We start from the raw sequence: 18549 nt of genomic DNA, 5'->3' as shown, positions 1-18549 counted from the left end.
CCCGGGCCGGTCGCGGTCCGGCCGGGGGACGGCCGACGGCGCCCGGAAAGGAGGCGCCCCGCCCGGCCGGGGGCGCCGCCTCTCGCCGCCGGCGTCCGCGCGGAGTTCCGGCACGGGGCGGGGCGCGCGACGCCGAGGCCGCCCCCGAGAAGCTCGGGCACGGCCGCCCGGTGTCCGGCCGACGCCGGGCGCCACCCGGGCGCCGGGACGCTCGCGACCGGGGGGCGGGCCGGGAGACGCCCCTCTCCCGCGCGGCGCGCGCAGGACCGGAAGCCGCCGATCACGGGGGTGCCGTACGTCCGCATGCGCGTCAGTCCCTTCGAGCGTCGCGGCCAGGCGAAACTTTCGGATGATCTGGCGAACGTTACGAGGCTGCACTGTAGGTGCACCGGGGAACGGGGGGCAAGACGCCGGGAGGAGCGGAATCCGCCCCTCCCGGCGGCGGGGGACGCCGTACTCGAAGGCGGAAGCCGCGCCGGCCGCGCTCGGGCCGTCCGGCGCGGAGCGACCGGGCACCACCCCGCCCGGCCGCGGTTCCGCGGGCACCGTACGGCCGTTCCCGCCGGGCCCGCGGAGCCGGACACGGCGACGCCCGCCGATGACCGCGGGTGCCCGCGGAACCGCGGCCGGCCACGCGGGCGGGCGGCCCCGCGTCCGCGGTTCCCGCCCCGGCCCCTATCGTGACCGGCATGCAGTCCTACACGATCGGCCAGGCGGCACGGCTGCTCGGCGTCAGTCCGGACACCGCCCGCCGCTGGGCGGACGCGGGCCGGATCACCACCCACCGCGACGAGAGCGGGCGGCGGCTCGTCGACGGACGGGACCTGGCCGCGTTCTCCGTCGAGCTCGCCGGGTCCGGCGGCGGCGAGGAGGACACCCCGTACACCTCGGTCCGCAACGCCTTCCCCGGGATCGTCACCGCGATCAAGCTCGGCGACGTCGCGGCCCAGGTCGAGATCCAGGCCGGCCCGCACCGCCTCGTCTCCCTGCTGACCCGGGAGGCCGTCGAGGAACTGGGGCTGGAGGTCGGCATGGAGGCCACCGCCCGCGTGAAGTCGACGAACGTGCACATCGACCGGGTCTGAGCCGGCAGCGCCCACCCCGCACCAGCACCTCATGCGGACGCACATGCCAGCTCTCCTGCGCTTTCCAGCCAGCTCGTGCCAGGCGAAAGGCGGTAGAGGCCTCGCATCTGCGGAAGTATGATCGGCGCACCCGAAGAGCCCGAGGGCTCTTCCCGAGGACAGAGGGAGCGGCCCGTGATGCCCCGTCCGATGCGCCGGCCCCGCCGGCCCCTGCGGATGGCCGGTGCGGGAGCGGCCCTGCTGCTGGCCCTGACCGCCTGCTCCCCGTCCGGCTCCGGCCGGGAGGGCTCGACGGCGGACCCCTCCGGCACGGTCACCGTCTTCGCCGCCGCATCGCTGAAGGAGAGCTTCACGACGCTCGGCGAGGAGTTCGAGAAGACGCACCCGGGCACCCGGGTCACCTTCAGCTTCGGCGGCAGCGACACCCTCGCCGCCGGCATCGCCAACGGCGCCCCGGCCGACGTGTTCGCCGCCGCCAGCGCCGAGACGATGAAGACCGTCACGGACGCCGACGACGCCGCGGGCGCCCCCGCCACCTTCGTCCGCAACCGGCTGCAGATCGCCACGCTCCCGGGCAACCCCGACAGGATCTCCTCCCTCGGGGACCTCGCCCGGCCGGGCCTGAAGGTCGTCCTGTGCGACAGGACGGTGCCCTGCGGCGCGGCCGCGCGGACCGCGCTGGAGGCCGGCGGGGTCGAACTCACACCGGTGTCGTACGAGCAGGACGTCAAGAGCGCCCTGACGAAGGTCGAACTGAAGGAGGCCGACGCGGCCGTCGTCTACCGGACCGACGTCCGGGCCGCGGGTGGCAAGGTGGAGGGCGTGGACTTCCCCGAGTCGGCCGAGGCCGTCAACGACTACCCGATCGCCCTGCTCGAGGACGCGCCCAATCCGGGCGCGGCCCGGGCCTTCATCGACCTGGTGAAGTCGGCCGAAGGCCGGAAGGTGCTGACCGGGGCCGGGTTCCTCGCGCCGTGACCGGGCCCGCCGCGTCCGGTGCCCGCGCCCCGGGGAGCGGGCCGCGCCGCCCGCGCGGGGCCACCCGCGCGGCGCCGGCGCCCCTGCTGGTGCCCGCGCTCGCCGGCCTGGCGTTCCTGCTCCTCCCGCTCGTCGCCCTGGTCGTCCGCGCTCCCTGGCGCAGCCTGCCGGAGCAGTTGACGAGCCCCGAGGTGTGGCAGGCGCTGCGCCTCTCCCTCGTGTGCGCCACGTCGGCGACCGCGCTCAGCCTGGTCGTCGGCGTCCCGCTCGCCTGGCTGCTGGCCCGTACCGACTTCCCGGGCCGTGGCCTGGTCCGGGCCCTGGTGACCCTGCCCCTCGTGCTGCCCCCGGTGGTCGGCGGCGTGGCCCTGCTGCTCGCGTTCGGGCGCAACGGCGTCATCGGGCGGTGGCTGGACGCGTGGTTCGGCGTCACCCTGCCGTTCACCACCGCGGGCGTCGTCCTCGCGGAGACGTTCGTGGCGCTGCCGTTCCTGGTCGTCAGCGTGGAGGGCACCCTGCGGGCCGCCGACCCCCGGTACGAGGAGGCGGCCACGACGCTGGGCGCCTCCCGTTTCACCGCGTTCCGCCGGGTCACCCTGCCGCTGATCGCACCGGGTGTCGCCGCGGGCTCCGTCCTGGCCTGGGCGCGGGCGCTGGGCGAGTTCGGGGCGACGATCACCTTCGCGGGCAACTTCCCCGGCCGTACGCAGACGATGCCGCTCGCGGTCTACCTGGCCCTGCAGAACGACCCGGCGGCCGCGATCGCCCTCAGCCTCGTCCTGCTGGCCGTCTCCGTCGCCGTGCTGGCCGGGCTGCGGGACCGCTGGATGACGACGTCCTGAGGAGAGGACACGGTGGCAGCCGCTTCCGCACACCGGCCCGCGAGCGCCGGGCCCCGCACCGCCTCCCCGGCCCCCGACCCGATGGTGGACGCCCCCTCATGACCGACCACGACGCCCCCGGCTCCGCCGGCCGCGGCACCTGCGCCGAAGGCCTCGACGCGCGGCTCGTCGTCGACCGCGGCACCTTCCGCCTCGACGTGACGCTGACCGCCGCCCCCGGCGACGTCGTCGCCCTGCTCGGCCCCAACGGCGCCGGCAAGACGACGGCCCTGCGCGCCCTCGCCGGCCTCGTGCCGCTCACGGACGGCCATCTGCGCCTCGACGGCGCCGCCCTGGAGCGTACGCCGCCCGAGTCCCGCCCCGTCGGCATGGTCTTCCAGGACTACCTGCTCTTCCCCCACCTGACGGCCCTCGACAACGTGGCCTTCGGCCCGCGCTGCCGGGGCGCGACCAAGGCGGAGGCCCGCGCCCGGGCCGCCGCGTGGCTGGACCGCATGGGCCTGGCCGAGCACGCCGGCGTCAAGCCCCGCCGGCTCTCCGGCGGCCAGGCCCAGCGCGTCGCCCTCGCCCGCGCCCTGGCCACCCGTCCCCGGCTGCTGCTCCTCGACGAACCGCTCGCGGCGCTGGACGCCCGTACCCGTCTGGAGGTGCGCGCCCAGCTCCGCCGTCACCTGGCCGGCTTCGAGGCGGTGGCCGTCCTGGTCACCCACGACCCGCTGGACGCCATGGTGCTCGCGGACCGGCTGGTGGTCGTCGAACACGGCCGGGTCGTGCAGGAGGGCACCCCCTCCGGCGTCGCCCGCCGCCCCCGCACGGACTACATCGCGCGGCTGGTCGGCCTGAACCTCTACCGGGGCCGGGCCGACGGCCACACCGTCCGGCTCGACGCCGGTCCCGCCGTCACCACCACCGAGGACCTGTCCGGCCCGGTCTTCGTGGCCTTCCCGCCGGGCGCCGTGACCCTGTACCGGGACCGGCCCACCGGCTCCAGCGCCCGCAACCTGTGGCGCTGCGAGGTCGCCGGCCTGGAGACCCACGGCGACCGGATCCGCGTGGACCTGACGGGCGGACTCCCCCTGGCCGCCGACCTCACCACGGTCGCCGCGGCCGAACTCGGCCTGCACCCGGGCGCCCGGGTCTGGGCGGCGGTCAAGGCGACGCAGACCCACGCGTACCCGGCGTGAGCCCCGGCGCGGCGACGCCCGGAACCCAAAGGGGCCCCGCCCCCGGCCGAGTGCGGCCGGGGGCGGGGCCCCTTTTGCGCGGGACGCGTGCTCAGTCCTCGTACGCGTCCAGCGGCGGGCAGGAGCACACCAGGTTGCGGTCGCCGAAGGCCTGGTCGATGCGGCGCACCGGCGGCCAGTACTTGTCCGCGGCCGTCACCCCGCCCGGGAAGACCGCCTCCGCGCGGCTGTACGGGTGCGTCCACTCCCCGCCCAGCGCGGCCGCGGTGTGCGGGGCGCCCCGCAGCGGGTTGTCGTCCGCGGGCCACTCGCCGGAGCCGACCTTCTCGATCTCCGCGCGGATCTCGATCATCGCGTCGCAGAACCGGTCGAGTTCGGCCAGGTCCTCGGACTCGGTCGGCTCGATCATCAGCGTCCCGGCCACCGGGAACGACATCGTCGGCGCGTGGAAGCCGTAGTCGATCAGCCGCTTGGCGACGTCGTCCACGGTCACTCCGGTCGCCTTGGTCAGCGGCCGCAGGTCGATGATGCACTCGTGCGCGACCAGCCCGCCGGGACCGGTGTAGAGGACCGGGTAGTGCGGCTCCAGCCGCTTGGCGATGTAGTTGGCCGACAGCACCGCCACCTGCGTGGCGCGCTTGAGCCCCTCGCCGCCCATGAGCCGGACGTACGCCCACGAGATCGGCAGGATGCCCGCCGAGCCCCAGGGGGCCGCCGAGACCGGGCCCACGCCCGTCTCCGGCCCCGCGGCGGGCTGCAGCGGGTGGTTGGGCAGGTACGGCGCCAGGTGCGACCGTACGGCCACCGGGCCGACGCCCGGGCCGCCGCCGCCGTGCGGGATGCAGAACGTCTTGTGCAGGTTCAGGTGCGAGACGTCGCCGCCGAAGTGCCCCGGCCGGGCCAGGCCCACCAGCGCGTTGAGGTTGGCCCCGTCGACGTACACCTGGCCGCCCGCCTCGTGCACCTGCGCGCAGATGTCGGAGACGTGCTCCTCGAACACGCCGTGCGTCGAGGGGTACGTGATCATCAGTACCGCCAGCTCGTCGCGGTACCGCTCGATCTTCGCCCGCAGGTCCTCGACGTCGATCTCGCCGTTGTCGGCGGTCTTCACCACGACGACCTTCATGCCGGCCATGACGGCGCTCGCGGCGTTCGTGCCGTGCGCGGAGGACGGGATCAGGCAGACGGTCCGCCGGTCGTCGCCGTTGGCCCGGTGGTACCCGCGTACGGCGAGCAGGCCGGCCAGCTCACCCTGCGATCCGGCGTTCGGCTGCAGCGACACCTTGTCGTACCCGGTGACCTCGGCGAGGCGGTCCTCCAGCTCGCGGATGAGCGTGAGGTAGCCCGCCGCCTGCTCGGCCGGCGCGAAGGGGTGCAGCTGCCCGAACTCGGGCCAGGTGACCGGCTCCATCTCCGTGGTCGCGTTGAGCTTCATGGTGCAGGAGCCCAGCGGGATCATGCCGCGGTCGAGCGCGTAGTCGCGGTCGGCGAGCCTGCGCAGGTAGCGCAGCATCGCGGTCTCGGAGCGGTGCTGGTGGAAGACGGGGTGCGTCAGGTACTCGTCGGTGCGCAGCAGGCCGTCCGGCAGGGCGTCCTGCGTGGCCGCGTCCAGCGCCTCGACGTCGCCCCGGACACCGAACGCGTTCCACACGGCGTCCAGCCGGGCCCGCGTGGTGGTCTCGTCGCAGGCGATCGACACGTGGTCGGCGTCGACGAGCCGCAGGTTGACGCCGTTCTCGCGCGCGGCGGCGACGACCTCGGCGGCCCGGCCCACGGCGCGCACGGTCAGAGTGTCGAAGAAGGCGCCGTGCACCACCTCGGCGCCACCGGCCCGGAGCCCCTCGGCGAGGATCGCGGCGTACCGGTGGGTGCGCCGCGCGATGCCCCGCAGCCCGTCGGGCCCGTGGTAGACGGCGTACATCCCGGCCATCACGGCGAGCAGCACCTGCGCGGTGCAGATGTTGCTGGTGGCCTTCTCCCGCCGGATGTGCTGCTCACGCGTCTGCAGGGCGAGCCGGTAGGCCCGGTGCCCGTCGGCGTCCACGGAGACGCCCACCAGCCGCCCGGGCAGGCTGCGCGCGAAGCTCTCGCGCACCGCCATGTAGCCGGCGTGCGGCCCGCCGAAGCCCATCGGCACGCCGAAGCGCTGCGTGGTGCCGACCGCGATGTCCGCCCCCAGCTCGCCCGGCGACTTCAGCAGGGTCAGCGCGAGCAGGTCGGCCGCCACGGTGACCAGCGCCCCGAGCTCGTGCGCCCGGTCGACGACCGGCCTGATGTCCCGTACGGCCCCGGAGGCGCCCGGGTACTGGATCAGCACGCCGTTGATCTCCCGCGCGGCGACCTCGGCCGGGATGCCCTCGCTCAGGTCGGCGACGACGACCTCGACGCCGGTCGGCTCGGCGCGGGTCCGGAGCACGGCGATGGTCTGCGGCAGCGCGTCCGCGTCGACCAGGAGCAGGCCCTTCTTGTTCTTGCCCATGCGCCGCATCAGCGCCATGGCCTCGGCCGCGGCGGTGCCCTCGTCCAGCAGCGAGGCCCCGGAGGTCGGCAGCCCGGTGAGGTCGGCGACCATGGTCTGGAAGTTCAGCAGCGCTTCGAGCCGGCCCTGCGATATCTCCGGCTGGTACGGCGTGTACGCGGTGTACCAGGCCGGGTTCTCCATGACGTTGCGCAGGATCACCGGCGGGGTGAACGTCCCATAGTAGCCGAGCCCGATCATCGAGTCCAGGACCTGGTTGCGGTCGGCCAGCGACCGCAGCTCGGCCAGCACCTCGGCCTCGCTGCGCGCGCCCGGCAGGTCGAGCGCGCCGACGTTCTTGATCACATCCGGCACCGCGGCGGCGGTCAGTTCGTCGAGCGAGCCGTAGCCGACCTGCGCGAGCATCTTGGCCCGGGCCTCGTGGTCGGGGCCGATGTGGCGCTGCTCGAAGGGGATTCCCCGTTCGAGCTCGGAGAGCGGAATGCGCTGGGCGGTCATTGCGGAGGCCTCCTGGTCTGACGCGACCTTCGAGGGCACCACGGCGCGGGTGCCCGGACGGCCTCCCCCTCTGTCATCTCGACCTGAGAGCTTCACCGGGCCGCCCGTGGGCCCCGGTTTTCACCGTCGGTGAGAGCGGAAGCCGTCGACACCCGCTCTGCTTTCCAGAGTGGCCTCGTCCGTGCGGTACGTGGGCCTGAGAGATTCCGGGGAGGATTTGCTCCTTCGGCGCCTCCGGTGACGCTTGGAGGACTCTCCCGCACGGGGTCAGCAGCCGCTGTCAGCGTACCAGCGAGGTCAACGCCCCGACCCTCGAGTGGCCGCCACCCGGAAAGTGCTCTTTCGTAGTGCTTACGAATGATTGCGACCACCTGGAGGGCCCGTGCAGACCGACATCGATCCGCGCAACCTGATCGGCCGCAAGGCGTTCGACCGCAACGGCGACAAAATCGGCACCATCGACGAGATCTACCTCGACGACGCCACCGGCGTGCCCGAATGGGCGGCCATACGCACCGGCCTGTTCAGCCGGGACGCCTTCGTCCCCCTGGAGCCCAGCGAGCTGATCGACGGCGCCCTGCACGTGCCCTTCGACCGGGCCCTGATCAAGGACGCCCCCGACTTCGGCGTCGGCCGCCACCTGTCACCGGAGCAGGAACTCCAGCTCTACCACCACTACGGTCTCGACGTGGCCCCTCCCCCCTCGCTCCCCGACCGCGCCCTCGGCGGACTGGCGGGCACGGAGGAGAGCTGAGAAGGCCCCCGCCGCGCGCAGGACCCGCCCGGCGAGCGGCCGGGCCGGGCGCGGCCGGGCGCGGGCCCCGCGTCCGCGCCGCGGCCGGCCGCCGGAGCCCCCTGGGCCCCTTGTGCCGGTCGAGCGTCCACCGGCGGGCCCTCATCCCCTCCCCGACCAGGCCCGCCGGCCCGGCGCCGCGCGCGTCGCTTCCGCCGTCCCGGCGTCCGGGCCCGAGGGACCGGCGTCCCCGGGCCCGCGCGGCACCAACGGCAGCGGTTCCGCCGGTTCCAGATCCGGGTCGTCGACCCGGAACGTCCGCACCCGCCCGGGCTCCGAGCAGGGGGTCTCGAACCGCACGGTGACCCGCCCCAGGCCGCTGCCCTGCACCCATCCGTGCCCGTACGCGGCGTGCCGCACGTCGTGCCCCGCCGGCCACCGCCGCTCGGCGGGTGCCGGTGCCTCCCCGGCCGGCGAGCCCGCGCGCGGCGCGTCCCGCGGCTCCTCGGCCGGACCGTCCGCCCGCTCACCCGCCGCCTGCGCGAACAGGTCCTCCTGCGTGTAGTCGGCGAGTCCGCTGACGCCGACCCCGAGCAGCCGTACGCCGCCCGTCGTGTCCACCGAGTCCAGCAGCCGCGCCGCCGCCTCCCGCACCACCGCCGGGTCGTCCGTGGGCCCGCGCAGGGTCTCCGACCGGGTCAGCGTGGAGAAGTCGTACCGCCGCACCTTCAGCACGATGGTCCGTCCGGACAGCCCCGCCTCGCGCAGCCGCCGCACACACCGGTCGGCCAGCCGCCGCACCTCCAGCCCGATCCGTGTCCGGTCGTGGATGTCCACGTCGTAGGTGTCCTCGACCGACACCGACTTGGCCTCCCGCTCGGCCACCACGGGCCGCTCGTCCCGGGCCAGCGCCATCGCGTACAGCGCGTGGCCGTGGGCCTTCCCCAGCAGCCGTACGAGTTCGTCCTCGCCCGCCTCGGCGAGCTCCCCGACCGTGTGGATCCCGGCCCGCCGCAGATGGTCACCGGTCGCCGGCCCCACGCCGGGCAGCGTCCGCACCGGCATCGGACCGAGCAGGGCCTGCTCGGTCCCCGGCTCGATCAGCACCAGCCCGTCCGGCTTGGCCTGTTCCGAGGCGATCTTGGCGAGCATCTTGGAGGCGGCCAGACCCACCGACCCCGTGAGTCCCGTGACGGCCCGGATGTCCGCGCGCAGCCTCGCCCCGGCCAGCCGCGCCGACTCCGCGTCCCAGGCCGCGCCACCGGCCTCCAGGTCCACGAACGCCTCGTCCAGGCTGAGCGGTTCCACCAGGGGCGACAACGCCCGCAGCAGCCTCATCACCTGCTCGCTGATCGACCGGTAGAACCCGAAGCGGGGCACGAGATACGCGGCGTTCGGCGCGCGGCGCCGGGCCAGCGCCATGGGCATCGCCGAGTGCACCCCGAAGACCCGCGCCTCGTACGAGGCCGTGGCCACCACCCCGCGCGGCCCGAGCCCGCCCACGACGACGGCCCTTCCCCGCAGGCTCGGCTTGGACGCCTGCTCCACCGAGGCGAAGAAGGCGTCCATGTCGAGATGCAGGATCGTGGGAGCGCTTCTCACGTCTACGATGCTGCCCTACACCGCTGACAACGCCTCACCCGGCCACCCCGGCCCCCTCGGGCGCACCCGGACACGGCCTCCACGACCGCTCGGGCAGCCGCCGCCACGCCCCTCGCCGGGACGCCCCGGTGACACGGTCCGGGCGCCGTCCCCGGACTTCCCGTTCCCTCCCGCCGGGAACTCCTCGATGAAACCGCTTGCAGCACCCGGCGGCCGCCGCGCGGTCCACCCGGCCGCATGCTCCCCCGCTCCGGGCGCTCAGACAGCCCGGTTCCGCCGCCGCGCCAGCTCGTCCGCCGGGTTGTGCCCGACCAGCGTCTCCCCCGTGTCGATCCGCTCCCCGTGCAGCTGCGACAGGGCGCTCTCGACGTCCCGCCACACCACTCCGACGGCGATCCCGAAGATCCCCTGACCGCCCTGGAGCAGAGCGTGGACCTCGTCCGGCGAGGTGCATTCGTACACTGTCGCCCCGTCGCTCATCAGCGTCATCCGCTCCAGATCGCGGAAACCGCGTTCCCTGAGATGCTGTACGGCGGTGCGGATGTTCTGCAACGACACCCCGGTGTCGAGGAACCGCTTGACGATCTTCAGGACGACGACGTCCCGGAAGCTGTACAGACGCTGCGTGCCGGACCCGTGAGCGGGCCGCACACTCGGCTCGACGAGCCCGGTACGGGCCCAGTAGTCGAGCTGCCGGTAGGTGATACCGGCGGCCGCGCAGGCCGTCGGACCGCGATAACCGATCTGCTCGGACGCCATGGACGTCGTCCCTCCGCTGCTCGGCACGGCCGTCGGTCGCTGCGGGACGTGATCGGCGGCGCTGTCGTGCGGGGGGTACCCCCTGCTCGAGCGGAGCCGAGAGCTCGGGGGAGGGTACGGACCGCTCGCCTCGAGACTGCGGGAGGCGCCCCCAGCCGTACCGTCGCCGCTGCTTCTCACGCCGACCTCCGTCCTTGACCTGCCTTCTCGACGGTAGGCAGCCACCAGGGGTGCGTCAACGACCGCCACACTCGGCACGCCGAGTGATAATCACCCTAAGAGTGGTTTCCCGTGCCCGACCGCGGGGAAAGGCTAGCCGAATGCCTCGGCGGGGACGCAGAACGCTCCCGGCCGCCTCCGGCACACGCCGACGCCTCGGCCGTCACCGGCCGACGGGCGCGCGTCCCCCGGCGGCCCGTCGGCCCCGACCGTCCGCCGAGGCCGCCCACGCGCCTCACTGGCTGCTGGTGCCGAAGTCCTCCGGCGAGATCTGGTCGAGGAACTCGCGGAACTTCTCCACCTCGTCCTCCTGCTCGTCCGGGATCGCGATGCCGGCGTCGTCGAGCACCGTGTCGCTGCCGTAGATCGGCGTCCCGGTACGCAGGGCCAGCGCTATGGCATCGGACGGCCGGGCGCTCACCTCGACCCCACTGGCGAAGACCAGCTCCGCGTAGAAGACCCCCTCACGCAGGTCGGTGATGCGTACTTCGGTGAGCTCCTGACCGACGGCTTCCAGCACGTCCTTGAACAGGTCGTGGGTCAGCGGCCGAGCGGGAGCCATGCCCTGCTGGGCGAAGGCGATCGCGGTCGCCTCCCCCGGCCCGATCCAGATGGGGAGATAGCGGTCGCCCCCCACTTCACGCAGCAGCACGATCGGTTGGTTGGAGGGCATTTCGACCCGGACACCTACGACATCGAGCTCGTTCACACAGCAACCCTAGGCCGTGCCCGGGACCTTTGGGTAGTCGGGCCGGGAACAGGTGGCCGATCCGGGCCCGCGGGACCATCCGTTTCAGGGCAGCCGGACCCCGAGCGCGGTCTGCACCAGAGCCGCGTGCAGCTTCACCGTGAGCCCCGCCAGCTCCTTGGTACGGGCCTCGGCATGCGCCCTGGTCTGCGGATTCCGGTGCCGCTTCAGCGGGGCCACCACCTGCTCCACCAGCCCGGCCTCACGGTCGGCGGCGGCCTTCATCACCCGCAGGTGCCGCGGCTCGATCCCGAACCGCCCCAGTTCCACGATGAGCGACGCGACGGTGACCGCCTCCGCGTCGTACACCCCGTCCTCCAGCGGAGCGAGCAGCCCGTACGACTCCCACTCCCGGAGGGCCTCCTCCTCGATCCCGGCGGCCGCGAGCAGCTCGGCCCGCCCGATCCGGGCCGCCGTGGGCCCGTCGGCGGGCTCCGGCCCGGTCTCCCCGTCGCGCTGCCGGCCCAGCGCCGGCAGCGGGACGGCCTCGCCGCGCTCCATCGCGTCCAGGTGCTCGCGGATCACCTTGAGCGGCAGGTAGTGGTCCCGCTGCATCCTCAGGACGTGGCCGAGGCGCTCGACGTCCGCCGCGCTGAACTTGCGGTACCCCGAGGGGGTCCGCCGCGGCTCGATGAGCCCCTCCGACTCCAGGAAACGGATCTTGGAGATCGTCACTTCGGGGAACTCGTCGCGCAGCACGTTCAGCACGGTGCCGATGCTCATCAGCCCGCTGTCCGCGGCGGCGGTGCCGTCCCCGGCACCGCCGCTCGGTGTTCGCCGCATGGATCTTCCCTGGGGGGTGCCCCGGACGGGGTCCGGGAGGGTCAGTAGCCCTGCTGGCTCGCGTAGAAGACCAGCCGGTACTTGCCGATCTGCACCTCGTCCCCGTTGGACAGGGCGACCTGGTCGATCCGCTCCCGGTTGACGTACGTGCCGTTCAGGCTGCCCACGTCGGCCACCGTGAAGCTGCCGTCCGGGCTGCGGCGGAACTCCACGTGCCGACGGGAGACCGTCACGTCGTCCAGGAAGATGTCGCTCTGCGGATGGCGCCCGGCCGTGGTCAGGTCGCTGTCCAGCAGGAAGCGGCTGCCCGAGTTCGGGCCGCGGCGCACGACCAGGAGCGCGGAGCCCTGGGGCAGCGCGTCGACGGCCGCCTGAGCCTCGGGCGAGAGCATCGGCATCTGCGTCTGGCCGGTGGCTTCGGCGTCGTAGGCCTCGAGACCGGAGATGGAGATCGTCGAGGTCGTCTCGGAGGAACGCTCCGGCACGGCCCCGGGCCGCAGCGGCGCGCCGCAGTTGGAGCAGAAGCGGCTGTTCTCCGCGTTGCGGTTACCGCACCTCGTACACACCAGGGCCGACATCGGATCCTCCTGCCGCGGCTGCCCCGCCGGGACGTCGGACGGATACGGGCCGGAAGACCCTTGACCCGCACCTGAGGCTGACGGTTGCCCGAAACCTATGCCGCCGGACTGCGCAGGGTCAACCGACGACGCGCCCTGACCTCCGGAAATGCCACCGCCCGGACCAGTCACCTGGTCACGGAACAACGGACGCTGGCCCTCCGCGCCGGGCTGTGCGCGATGACGGGCGGTGGCGTTGTCGCTGCCCTCTCGCGCGCTCTTGCCGAACAACTTCGCAAACAACTTCACGGGCGATTCCCCTTGACCGAAACAGACCCGCCCGTGGGGCAGGACGAACCCTGACTGAACGTACTGGCCGACCCGGACATCCTCACAACGTCCGCCTCCACCAGACAGTTTCCACCACGCACCGCCCATTCGGTGCGCCGACCCCCCACAACCTCATGCTCCTGTCCGACAGCCCCCATGCACCCCCGGTTCACTGGGAGGACGACCGAGCGTAGTCAGGCCGCTCCACCGCTCGCAAGGCGTCCACGACGATCTTGCTCGACCGCTCAACGGTAACGGTGGCCTGTTCCTTCTCCAGAGTCTGCACCACGCCTCCTGGGATGTTGAGCGCCGGTTCGAGGTCCTGCGGCTTGCCGATGACCTTGAAACGATAGGGCGCGTTGATCTTGTTCCCGTCGACGCTCACACTCTTGCCGGAATCTGTCAGATACGTGTCGGCTACGACCCGTACGCCGTTCACCTGGAGCGCCTCCGCGCCGGCCGCGCGCAGCTCCTGGATCGCGTCGAGCAGCATGTCCGCCTCGACCGTCCCCTTCGTGTCCTCGATGGTCATCGTGATACCGGGCCCCTGAGCGGCCACCGTGCCCGCCAGCACGCCGAGTTGCCGTTCCTTCTCGACCGTCTGCCGACGGGCCTCCTCGGCCTGGTCGGAGCTGTTCTTCAGCTCGTCCCGCTGCTTCTCGAGCCCCTGCTTCTCGTCCTCAAGACGCTGTGTGCGGTCGTCCAGTTCGTCGAGGATGCGCACGAGATCCTCCTGGCGCGCGCCGCGCAGGGCACTGTCGTTGTCGCTGTTGGAAGCCACCTGGACGGCCAGCCCGAATCCCAGTCCGAACAGCAGCAGGGCGAAGATGAGTTGGGCCCGGGTGACACGCGGCGGCCACAGCCCTTTCACCAGCCGCTGCCGGCCGGTCAGCTCGGGCTGCGGCTCCGCAGGGGTCCTCTCGGGCGGAGGGGCCGTCGCCGCGGGCACTTCCCGGGGCAGTTCCTTCCGCAGCCGGTTCCCGGTCTTGCCGTCGTGCTCGCTCATCGGCCTCACGCCCGGAACACGTGCCGGCGGATCGCCGCGGCGTTGGAGAAGATGCGGATGCCGAGGACGACCACGACGCCGGTGGACAGCTGGGCCCCCACGCCCAGCTTGTCGCCCAGGAACACGATCAGGGCGGCCACGACCACGTTCGACAGGAACGACACCACGAAGACCTTGTCGTCGAAGATGCCGTCGAGCATGGCCCGCAGACCGCCGAAGACGGCGTCGAGCGCGGCCACGACAGCGATCGGCAGATAAGGCTCGACGGCCGCGGGAACCTCGGGCCGGACCAACAGGCCGGCCACGACGCCCACGACGAGGCCCAGTACGGCGATCACGATGTGCCCTTCCCGGTGTTCTCGGTGTTCTCGGTGTTCTGGGTGTGCGGCTGTGCCGTGCGTACGGTGACACTCGGTGCGGCAGGCAGCCGGAGGCCGTCCTCCACGGAGATACCGGTCCGGATGCCGAAGTTCTCCTGCAGGGCATGCAGGTACAGCCCGTCGGGGCTGTTCTGGAACCTGGTGCTGAGCCGCTCGCCGTCCCCGACCGCGAGCACCGTGTACGGCGGCACCAGCGGCCTGTTGTCGACCAGTATGGCGTCCCCCGCGGCTCTGATCGCGGACAGCGCCGTCAGCCGCTGCCCGTTGATGGCCACGGCCTCGGCGCCCGACGCCCACAGCCCGTTGACCACGCGCTGCATGTCCCGGTCGCGCACCCGGCCGGTGTCGGAGAACCCGGACGTCCCGCGTGGCTCCCCGTCGCCTCCCGCCACGGTGTCCTTGGCGTCGTTCACCACGAGCCGTACCCCGGGGCCGTGCACCGCGGTCGCGCCCGACAGGATGCTCACCAGCTCCAGCCGGTCGCTGCCGCCGCTGTTCCTCAGCGCCTCCCGCTGCCGCGCGCTCACGTCCGCGCGCAGTTCGTCGACGCTCTCCTCCAGTTCGTCCGCCGCCGCGGTCTCCCGGTCGATGCGGTCGACGAGTTCCTCCCGCTCCTTGGCGACGGTCGGGGCCGCGACCCGTGCCTGCGCCGCGCCCACGGTCACGACGAAGGCCGCGAGCACCAGGCCCGCGGCCAGGCCGAGCTTGGCCCTGAGGGTCTTTGGCAGGCGGCCGTCGCCCGCGGCCCGCTTCCGCGCGGCGGCCTCGGCGTATCCGTCGTCGAGGCTGTGGTCCATGACGTTGGTCAGCAGCGACATGGACGCGTCGGGGCGCGGGGGCCGCGCAGGGGTGCTCCGAATGGGGGGTTGCTGCGGCATGCCGCACATCGTCGCACGTCGCGGCCCCTACCTCCGAACGGCCCCACCGGCGTGCCGGACAGGCCCCGTTGGGGACACTTGTCCGGCACGCACGCGTGCAGGGCTTTTCAGCGGCCGGCGCTGTCCACGACGGCCGCCCACTCGTCGAGCAGCGCCTGCGCGGAGGCGTCGTCGGGCCCCTCGGCCCACAGGTGGGTGACCGCCTCGGCGGGGTCGGGCAGCACCATCACCCAGCGACCGTCGCTCTCCACCACCCGCACGCCGTCGGTGGTGTCCACGAAGCGGTCCCCGGCCGCCTCGACCACCCGCCGCATGACCAGGCCCTTGACCGCCCACGGGGTCGCCAGATCCCGCTTGAGGACGTGCGCGCGGGGGATGCGCGCGTCGATCTGGCTGAGCGTGAGCTGCGTACGGGCCACCAGTCCGATCAGCCGTACGAAGGCCGCCGTGCCGTCGTAGACGCCGCTGAACTCGGGGATGATGAACCCGCCCTTGCCGTCGCCGCCGAAGATCGTCCCTTCTCCGCGGCCGACGCGCGTCAGGTCGTCCGGTGACGTGGTCGTCCACTCGACCTGGGTGCCGTGATAGGCCGCCACCTGTTCGGCGATCCTCGTGGTGGTCACGGGCAGCGCCACCCGGCCGCTGCGGCGTTCCGCGGCGACGAGGTCCAGCATCACCAGCAGCGCCCGGTCGTCCTCGATGATGTGCCCCTTCTCGTCGACGAGCGAGATCCGCTCGCCGACGGGGTCGAAGCGCACACCGAACGCGGCACGCGAGGACGCGACGATCTCACCGAGGCGCATCAGCCCCGACCGCCGCATGTCGGCCGTCTCGGTCGGCCGGGACTCGTCGAGACCGGGGTTGATGGTCAGCGAGTCGACGCCCAGCTTGCCGAGCAGGCTGGGCAGGACGAGCCCCGCACTGCCGTTCGAAGCATCCACGACGACCTTGAGCCCGGACTCCGCGATGCCGGTCGTGTCGACGTTCCGCAGCAGCGAGCCGGTGTACGAGTCGAAGACACTCGCCGGGAAGTGCAGGTCACCGATCTCACCGGGGAACGCCCGCCGGTACTCCTGCCGCGCGAACACCCGGTCCAGCTTCCGCTGGCTGGCCTGCGACAGGTCGGCGCCCTGCCCGTCGAAGAACATGATGTCCACGGAGTCCGGCACCCCGGGGGTGGTCCGGATCATGATGCCGCCGGCGCTCCCCCGCGCGGTCTGCTGCCGCGCCACGGGCAGCGGTACGTTCTCCAGGTCCCGTACGTCGATGGCACTGGCCTGCAGCGCGGAGATGACCGCCCGCTTGAGCGCTCGGGCGCCGCGGGAGTGGTCGCGGGCCGTGGTGACGGTGGCCCCCTTCTTCAGCGTCGTCGCGTAGGCGCCGGCGAGACGTACGGCGAGTTCCGGGGTGATCTCCACGTTCAGGATTCCGGAGACCCCGCGGGCACCGAAGAGGTGCGCCTGTCCTCTGGACTCCCAGATGACCGAGGTGTTGACGAAGGCGCCGGCCTCGATGGTCTTGAACGGGTAGACCCGCACATTGCCCTGCACGATCGATTCTTCACCGATCAGGCACTCGTCACCGATGACCGCGCCGTCCTCGATCCGGGCCGCGCGCATGATGTCGGTGTTCTTTCCGACGACGCATCCCCGCAGATTGCTGTGCGGTCCGACGTACACGTTGTCGTGCACGACGGCCTTGTGCAAAAAGGCCCCGCTCTTGACGACGACGTTCGATCCGACGACGGTGTGCTCGCGGATTTCCGCGCCGGCCTCGACCTTGGCGTAGTCACCGATGTACAGGGGTCCTCGGAGGACGGCGTCGGGATGCACCTCGGCGCCCTCCGCCACCCATACGCCCGGGGAGAGCTCGAAGCCGTCGATGTCGACGTCGACCTTGCCCTCCAGGACGTCGGCCTGGGCCTTCACGTAGCTCTCGTGCGTGCCGACGTCCTCCCAGTAGCCCTCGGCCACGTAGCCGTAGATCGGCTTGCCTTCCTTCATCAGCTGCGGGAAGACATCGCCGGACCAGTCGACGGGCACGTCGGGCTCGACGTAGTCGAAGACCTCGGGCTCCATGACGTAGATACCGGTGTTCACGGTGTCCGAGAAGACCTGGCCCCAGGTCGGCTTCTCGAGGAAGCGCTCGACTCGTCCTTCCTCGTCGACAATGGTGATACCGAATTCCAGGGGATTGGGCACGCGCGTCAGGCAGACGGTGACCAGCGCGCCCTTTTCCTTGTGGAAGTTGATCAGCTCGGTGAGGTCGAAGTCGGTCAGGGCATCGCCGGAGATGACAAGGAAAGCATCGTCCTTCAACGCCTCTTCGGCGTTCTTGACGCTTCCGGCGGTACCGAGTGGCTTCTCCTCATTGGCATAGGTGAGCTCCATTCCGAGCTCTTCCCCGTCCCCGAAGTAGTTCTTGACCAGAGAGGCCAGGAACTGGACGGTCACGACGGTCTCATTGAGCCCATGCTTTTTCAGCAGCCTCAGAACATGCTCCATGATCGGCCGGTTGGCCACTGGCAGGAGCGGCTTGGGCATGCTTGAGGTCATGGGACGAAGGCGGGTGCCTTCGCCTCCGGCCATCACGACGGCCTTCATGTCGGAAGCGTCCTCCTCTAAGAGACGACGGTCTGACCGACTTCACCCCCAGATTGTCCCGCACTTTTCGGTCGCGGGCCATCGGGCCGCTAAGGGCCACAGCAATCAGCGAGTTCAATCGGCCATGGCGTCCGCTCGGACCAGGCGGCGGACTTGTACCACGTAGAGGACTCCTGCCCACCAATACAGGGTTGTACCCCACCCGGCGAACGCCCATCCGAAAATAGCAGCGAGTGACGAGATCCATCCACTTCCGTCACTGAGCAAGAGCAGTGGGAAGGCGTACATCAAGTTGAACGTCGCGGCCTTCCCCAGGAAGTTCACCTGCGGCGGAGGGTAGCCATGGCGCCGGAGGACGCCCACCATCACCAGCAGGACGAGCTCTCGGGCCAGGAGCACGGCGGTCAGCCAGAGAGGCAGAATCTCGCGCCAGGTGAGACCGACCAGGGTCGAGAGGATGTAGAGCCGGTCGGCCGCCGGATCAAGCAGCCGGCCGAGGCTGCTGATCTGGTTCCACCGACGCGCGAGCTTGCCGTCCAGATAGTCACTGATTCCGCTCAGAGCCAGAACCAGCAAGGCCCAGCCGTCGCTCTTGGGGCCGCCGAACTCGGGCCTGAGAATCAGCCACAGGAACAGTGGCACGCCGACGAGCCGTGCCATGCTGAGAATGTTCGGGATGGTGAGGACCCGGTCAGTCTGGACGCGGGTCTCCTGGACCTCCACCCGGGGGCCTCCTGGGGAAACGAACCGACGATGCTCCCCGACCCTACCTCAACGCAAAAAAGCTCTGGCTCCTGGGCATGCACCCAAGAGCCAGAGCTTCAAAAGGAGTTCGGCGGCGTCCTACTCTCCCACAGGGTCCCCCCTGCAGTACCATCGGCGCTG

16 protein-coding genes and 1 riboswitch are annotated in these 18549 nt (G+C 72.1%); of the genes, 5 read left to right on the top strand and 11 right to left on the bottom strand.

Annotated elements, in window-relative coordinates; translation table 11 throughout:
* Positions 1–689 precede the first annotated feature (689 nt).
* The 4 genes from ABD363_RS30950 (at position 690) to ABD363_RS30935 (ending at position 4089) form a co-directional block, all read left to right on the top strand.
* Complete coding sequence (locus ABD363_RS30950; RefSeq protein ID WP_344609593.1) at positions 690–1085, top strand: TOBE domain-containing protein; 396 nt, start codon at positions 690–692, stop codon at positions 1083–1085.
* A 177-nt stretch (positions 1086–1262) separates the two neighbouring features.
* Positions 1263–2063, top strand: coding sequence for a molybdate ABC transporter substrate-binding protein (gene modA, locus ABD363_RS30945; protein ID WP_344609591.1), 801 nt, complete (start codon positions 1263–1265; stop codon positions 2061–2063).
* Positions 2060–2905: an ABC transporter permease gene (locus ABD363_RS30940; protein WP_425578044.1), complete on the top strand. Its 846-nt coding sequence runs from the start codon at positions 2060–2062 to the stop codon at positions 2903–2905. The genes modA and ABD363_RS30940 overlap by 4 nt, the downstream gene beginning before the upstream one ends.
* A gap of 98 nt (positions 2906–3003) precedes the next feature.
* A complete protein-coding gene (locus tag ABD363_RS30935) occupies positions 3004–4089 on the top strand; it encodes an ABC transporter ATP-binding protein (protein ID WP_344609589.1) in 1086 nt (361 codons plus the stop codon).
* Between the two features lie 91 nt (positions 4090–4180).
* Here the strand turns inward: ABD363_RS30935 and gcvP are convergent, their stop codons facing one another.
* Positions 4181–7066, bottom strand: coding sequence for an aminomethyl-transferring glycine dehydrogenase (gcvP, locus tag ABD363_RS30930; RefSeq protein WP_344609587.1), 2886 nt, complete (start codon positions 7064–7066; stop codon positions 4181–4183).
* 174 nt (positions 7067–7240) lie between these two features.
* Positions 7241–7336, bottom strand: a riboswitch (glycine riboswitch).
* A 112-nt stretch (positions 7337–7448) separates the two neighbouring features.
* Between gcvP and ABD363_RS30925 the strand changes: the two genes are divergently transcribed.
* Entirely contained in the window at positions 7449–7820 is a 372-nt protein-coding gene (locus tag ABD363_RS30925; protein WP_344609585.1) for a PRC-barrel domain-containing protein, read from the top strand.
* Between the two features lie 141 nt (positions 7821–7961).
* Here the strand turns inward: ABD363_RS30925 and ABD363_RS30920 are convergent, their stop codons facing one another.
* From ABD363_RS30920 to clsA, 10 genes are all read right to left on the bottom strand, one after another.
* Complete coding sequence (locus tag ABD363_RS30920) at positions 7962–9401, bottom strand: DNA polymerase IV (protein WP_344609583.1); 1440 nt, start codon at positions 9399–9401, stop codon at positions 7962–7964.
* A 258-nt stretch (positions 9402–9659) separates the two neighbouring features.
* Positions 9660–10340: a MerR family transcriptional regulator gene (locus tag ABD363_RS30915; protein ID WP_344609581.1), complete on the bottom strand. Its 681-nt coding sequence runs from the start codon at positions 10338–10340 to the stop codon at positions 9660–9662.
* A 274-nt stretch (positions 10341–10614) separates the two neighbouring features.
* Positions 10615–11088, bottom strand: a complete 474-nt coding sequence (locus ABD363_RS30910) for a bifunctional nuclease family protein (RefSeq protein ID WP_026253112.1) — start codon at positions 11086–11088, stop codon at positions 10615–10617.
* Positions 11089–11172: 84 nt separating this feature from the next.
* A complete protein-coding gene (gene ftsR, locus ABD363_RS30905) occupies positions 11173–11910 on the bottom strand; it encodes a transcriptional regulator FtsR (RefSeq protein WP_344609579.1) in 738 nt (245 codons plus the stop codon).
* A gap of 41 nt (positions 11911–11951) precedes the next feature.
* A complete protein-coding gene (locus tag ABD363_RS30900) occupies positions 11952–12905 on the bottom strand; it encodes an FHA domain-containing protein (RefSeq protein ID WP_344609577.1) in 954 nt (317 codons plus the stop codon).
* A gap of 61 nt (positions 12906–12966) precedes the next feature.
* Positions 12967–13803: a DUF881 domain-containing protein gene (locus ABD363_RS30895; RefSeq protein ID WP_344609575.1), complete on the bottom strand. Its 837-nt coding sequence runs from the start codon at positions 13801–13803 to the stop codon at positions 12967–12969.
* A 5-nt stretch (positions 13804–13808) separates the two neighbouring features.
* Positions 13809–14141, bottom strand: a complete 333-nt coding sequence (locus ABD363_RS30890; RefSeq protein ID WP_003977440.1) for a small basic family protein — start codon at positions 14139–14141, stop codon at positions 13809–13811.
* Entirely contained in the window at positions 14138–15070 is a 933-nt protein-coding gene (locus ABD363_RS30885) for a DUF881 domain-containing protein (RefSeq protein WP_344609572.1), read from the bottom strand. The genes ABD363_RS30890 and ABD363_RS30885 overlap by 4 nt, the downstream gene beginning before the upstream one ends.
* Positions 15071–15168: 98 nt before the next feature.
* Positions 15169–17664 carry a sugar phosphate nucleotidyltransferase gene (locus ABD363_RS30880; protein ID WP_344609570.1) on the bottom strand — a complete coding sequence of 832 codons (2496 nt, stop codon included), beginning with the start codon at positions 17662–17664 and terminating at the stop codon, positions 15169–15171.
* 114 nt (positions 17665–17778) lie between these two features.
* The gene (clsA, locus tag ABD363_RS30875; RefSeq protein ID WP_344609568.1) at positions 17779–18387 is read right to left on the bottom strand and encodes a cardiolipin synthase ClsA; all 609 of its coding nucleotides are present in this window, start codon (positions 18385–18387) and stop codon (positions 17779–17781) included.
* Positions 18388–18549 lie beyond the last annotated feature (162 nt).

Origin of the sequence: Streptomyces glaucus (genome assembly GCF_039533365.1) — a bacterium.
GTDB classification, from domain to species: Bacteria; Actinomycetota; Actinomycetes; order Streptomycetales; family Streptomycetaceae; genus Streptomyces; species Streptomyces glaucus.
This window is presented reverse-complemented; position numbering and strand designations above follow the sequence as displayed.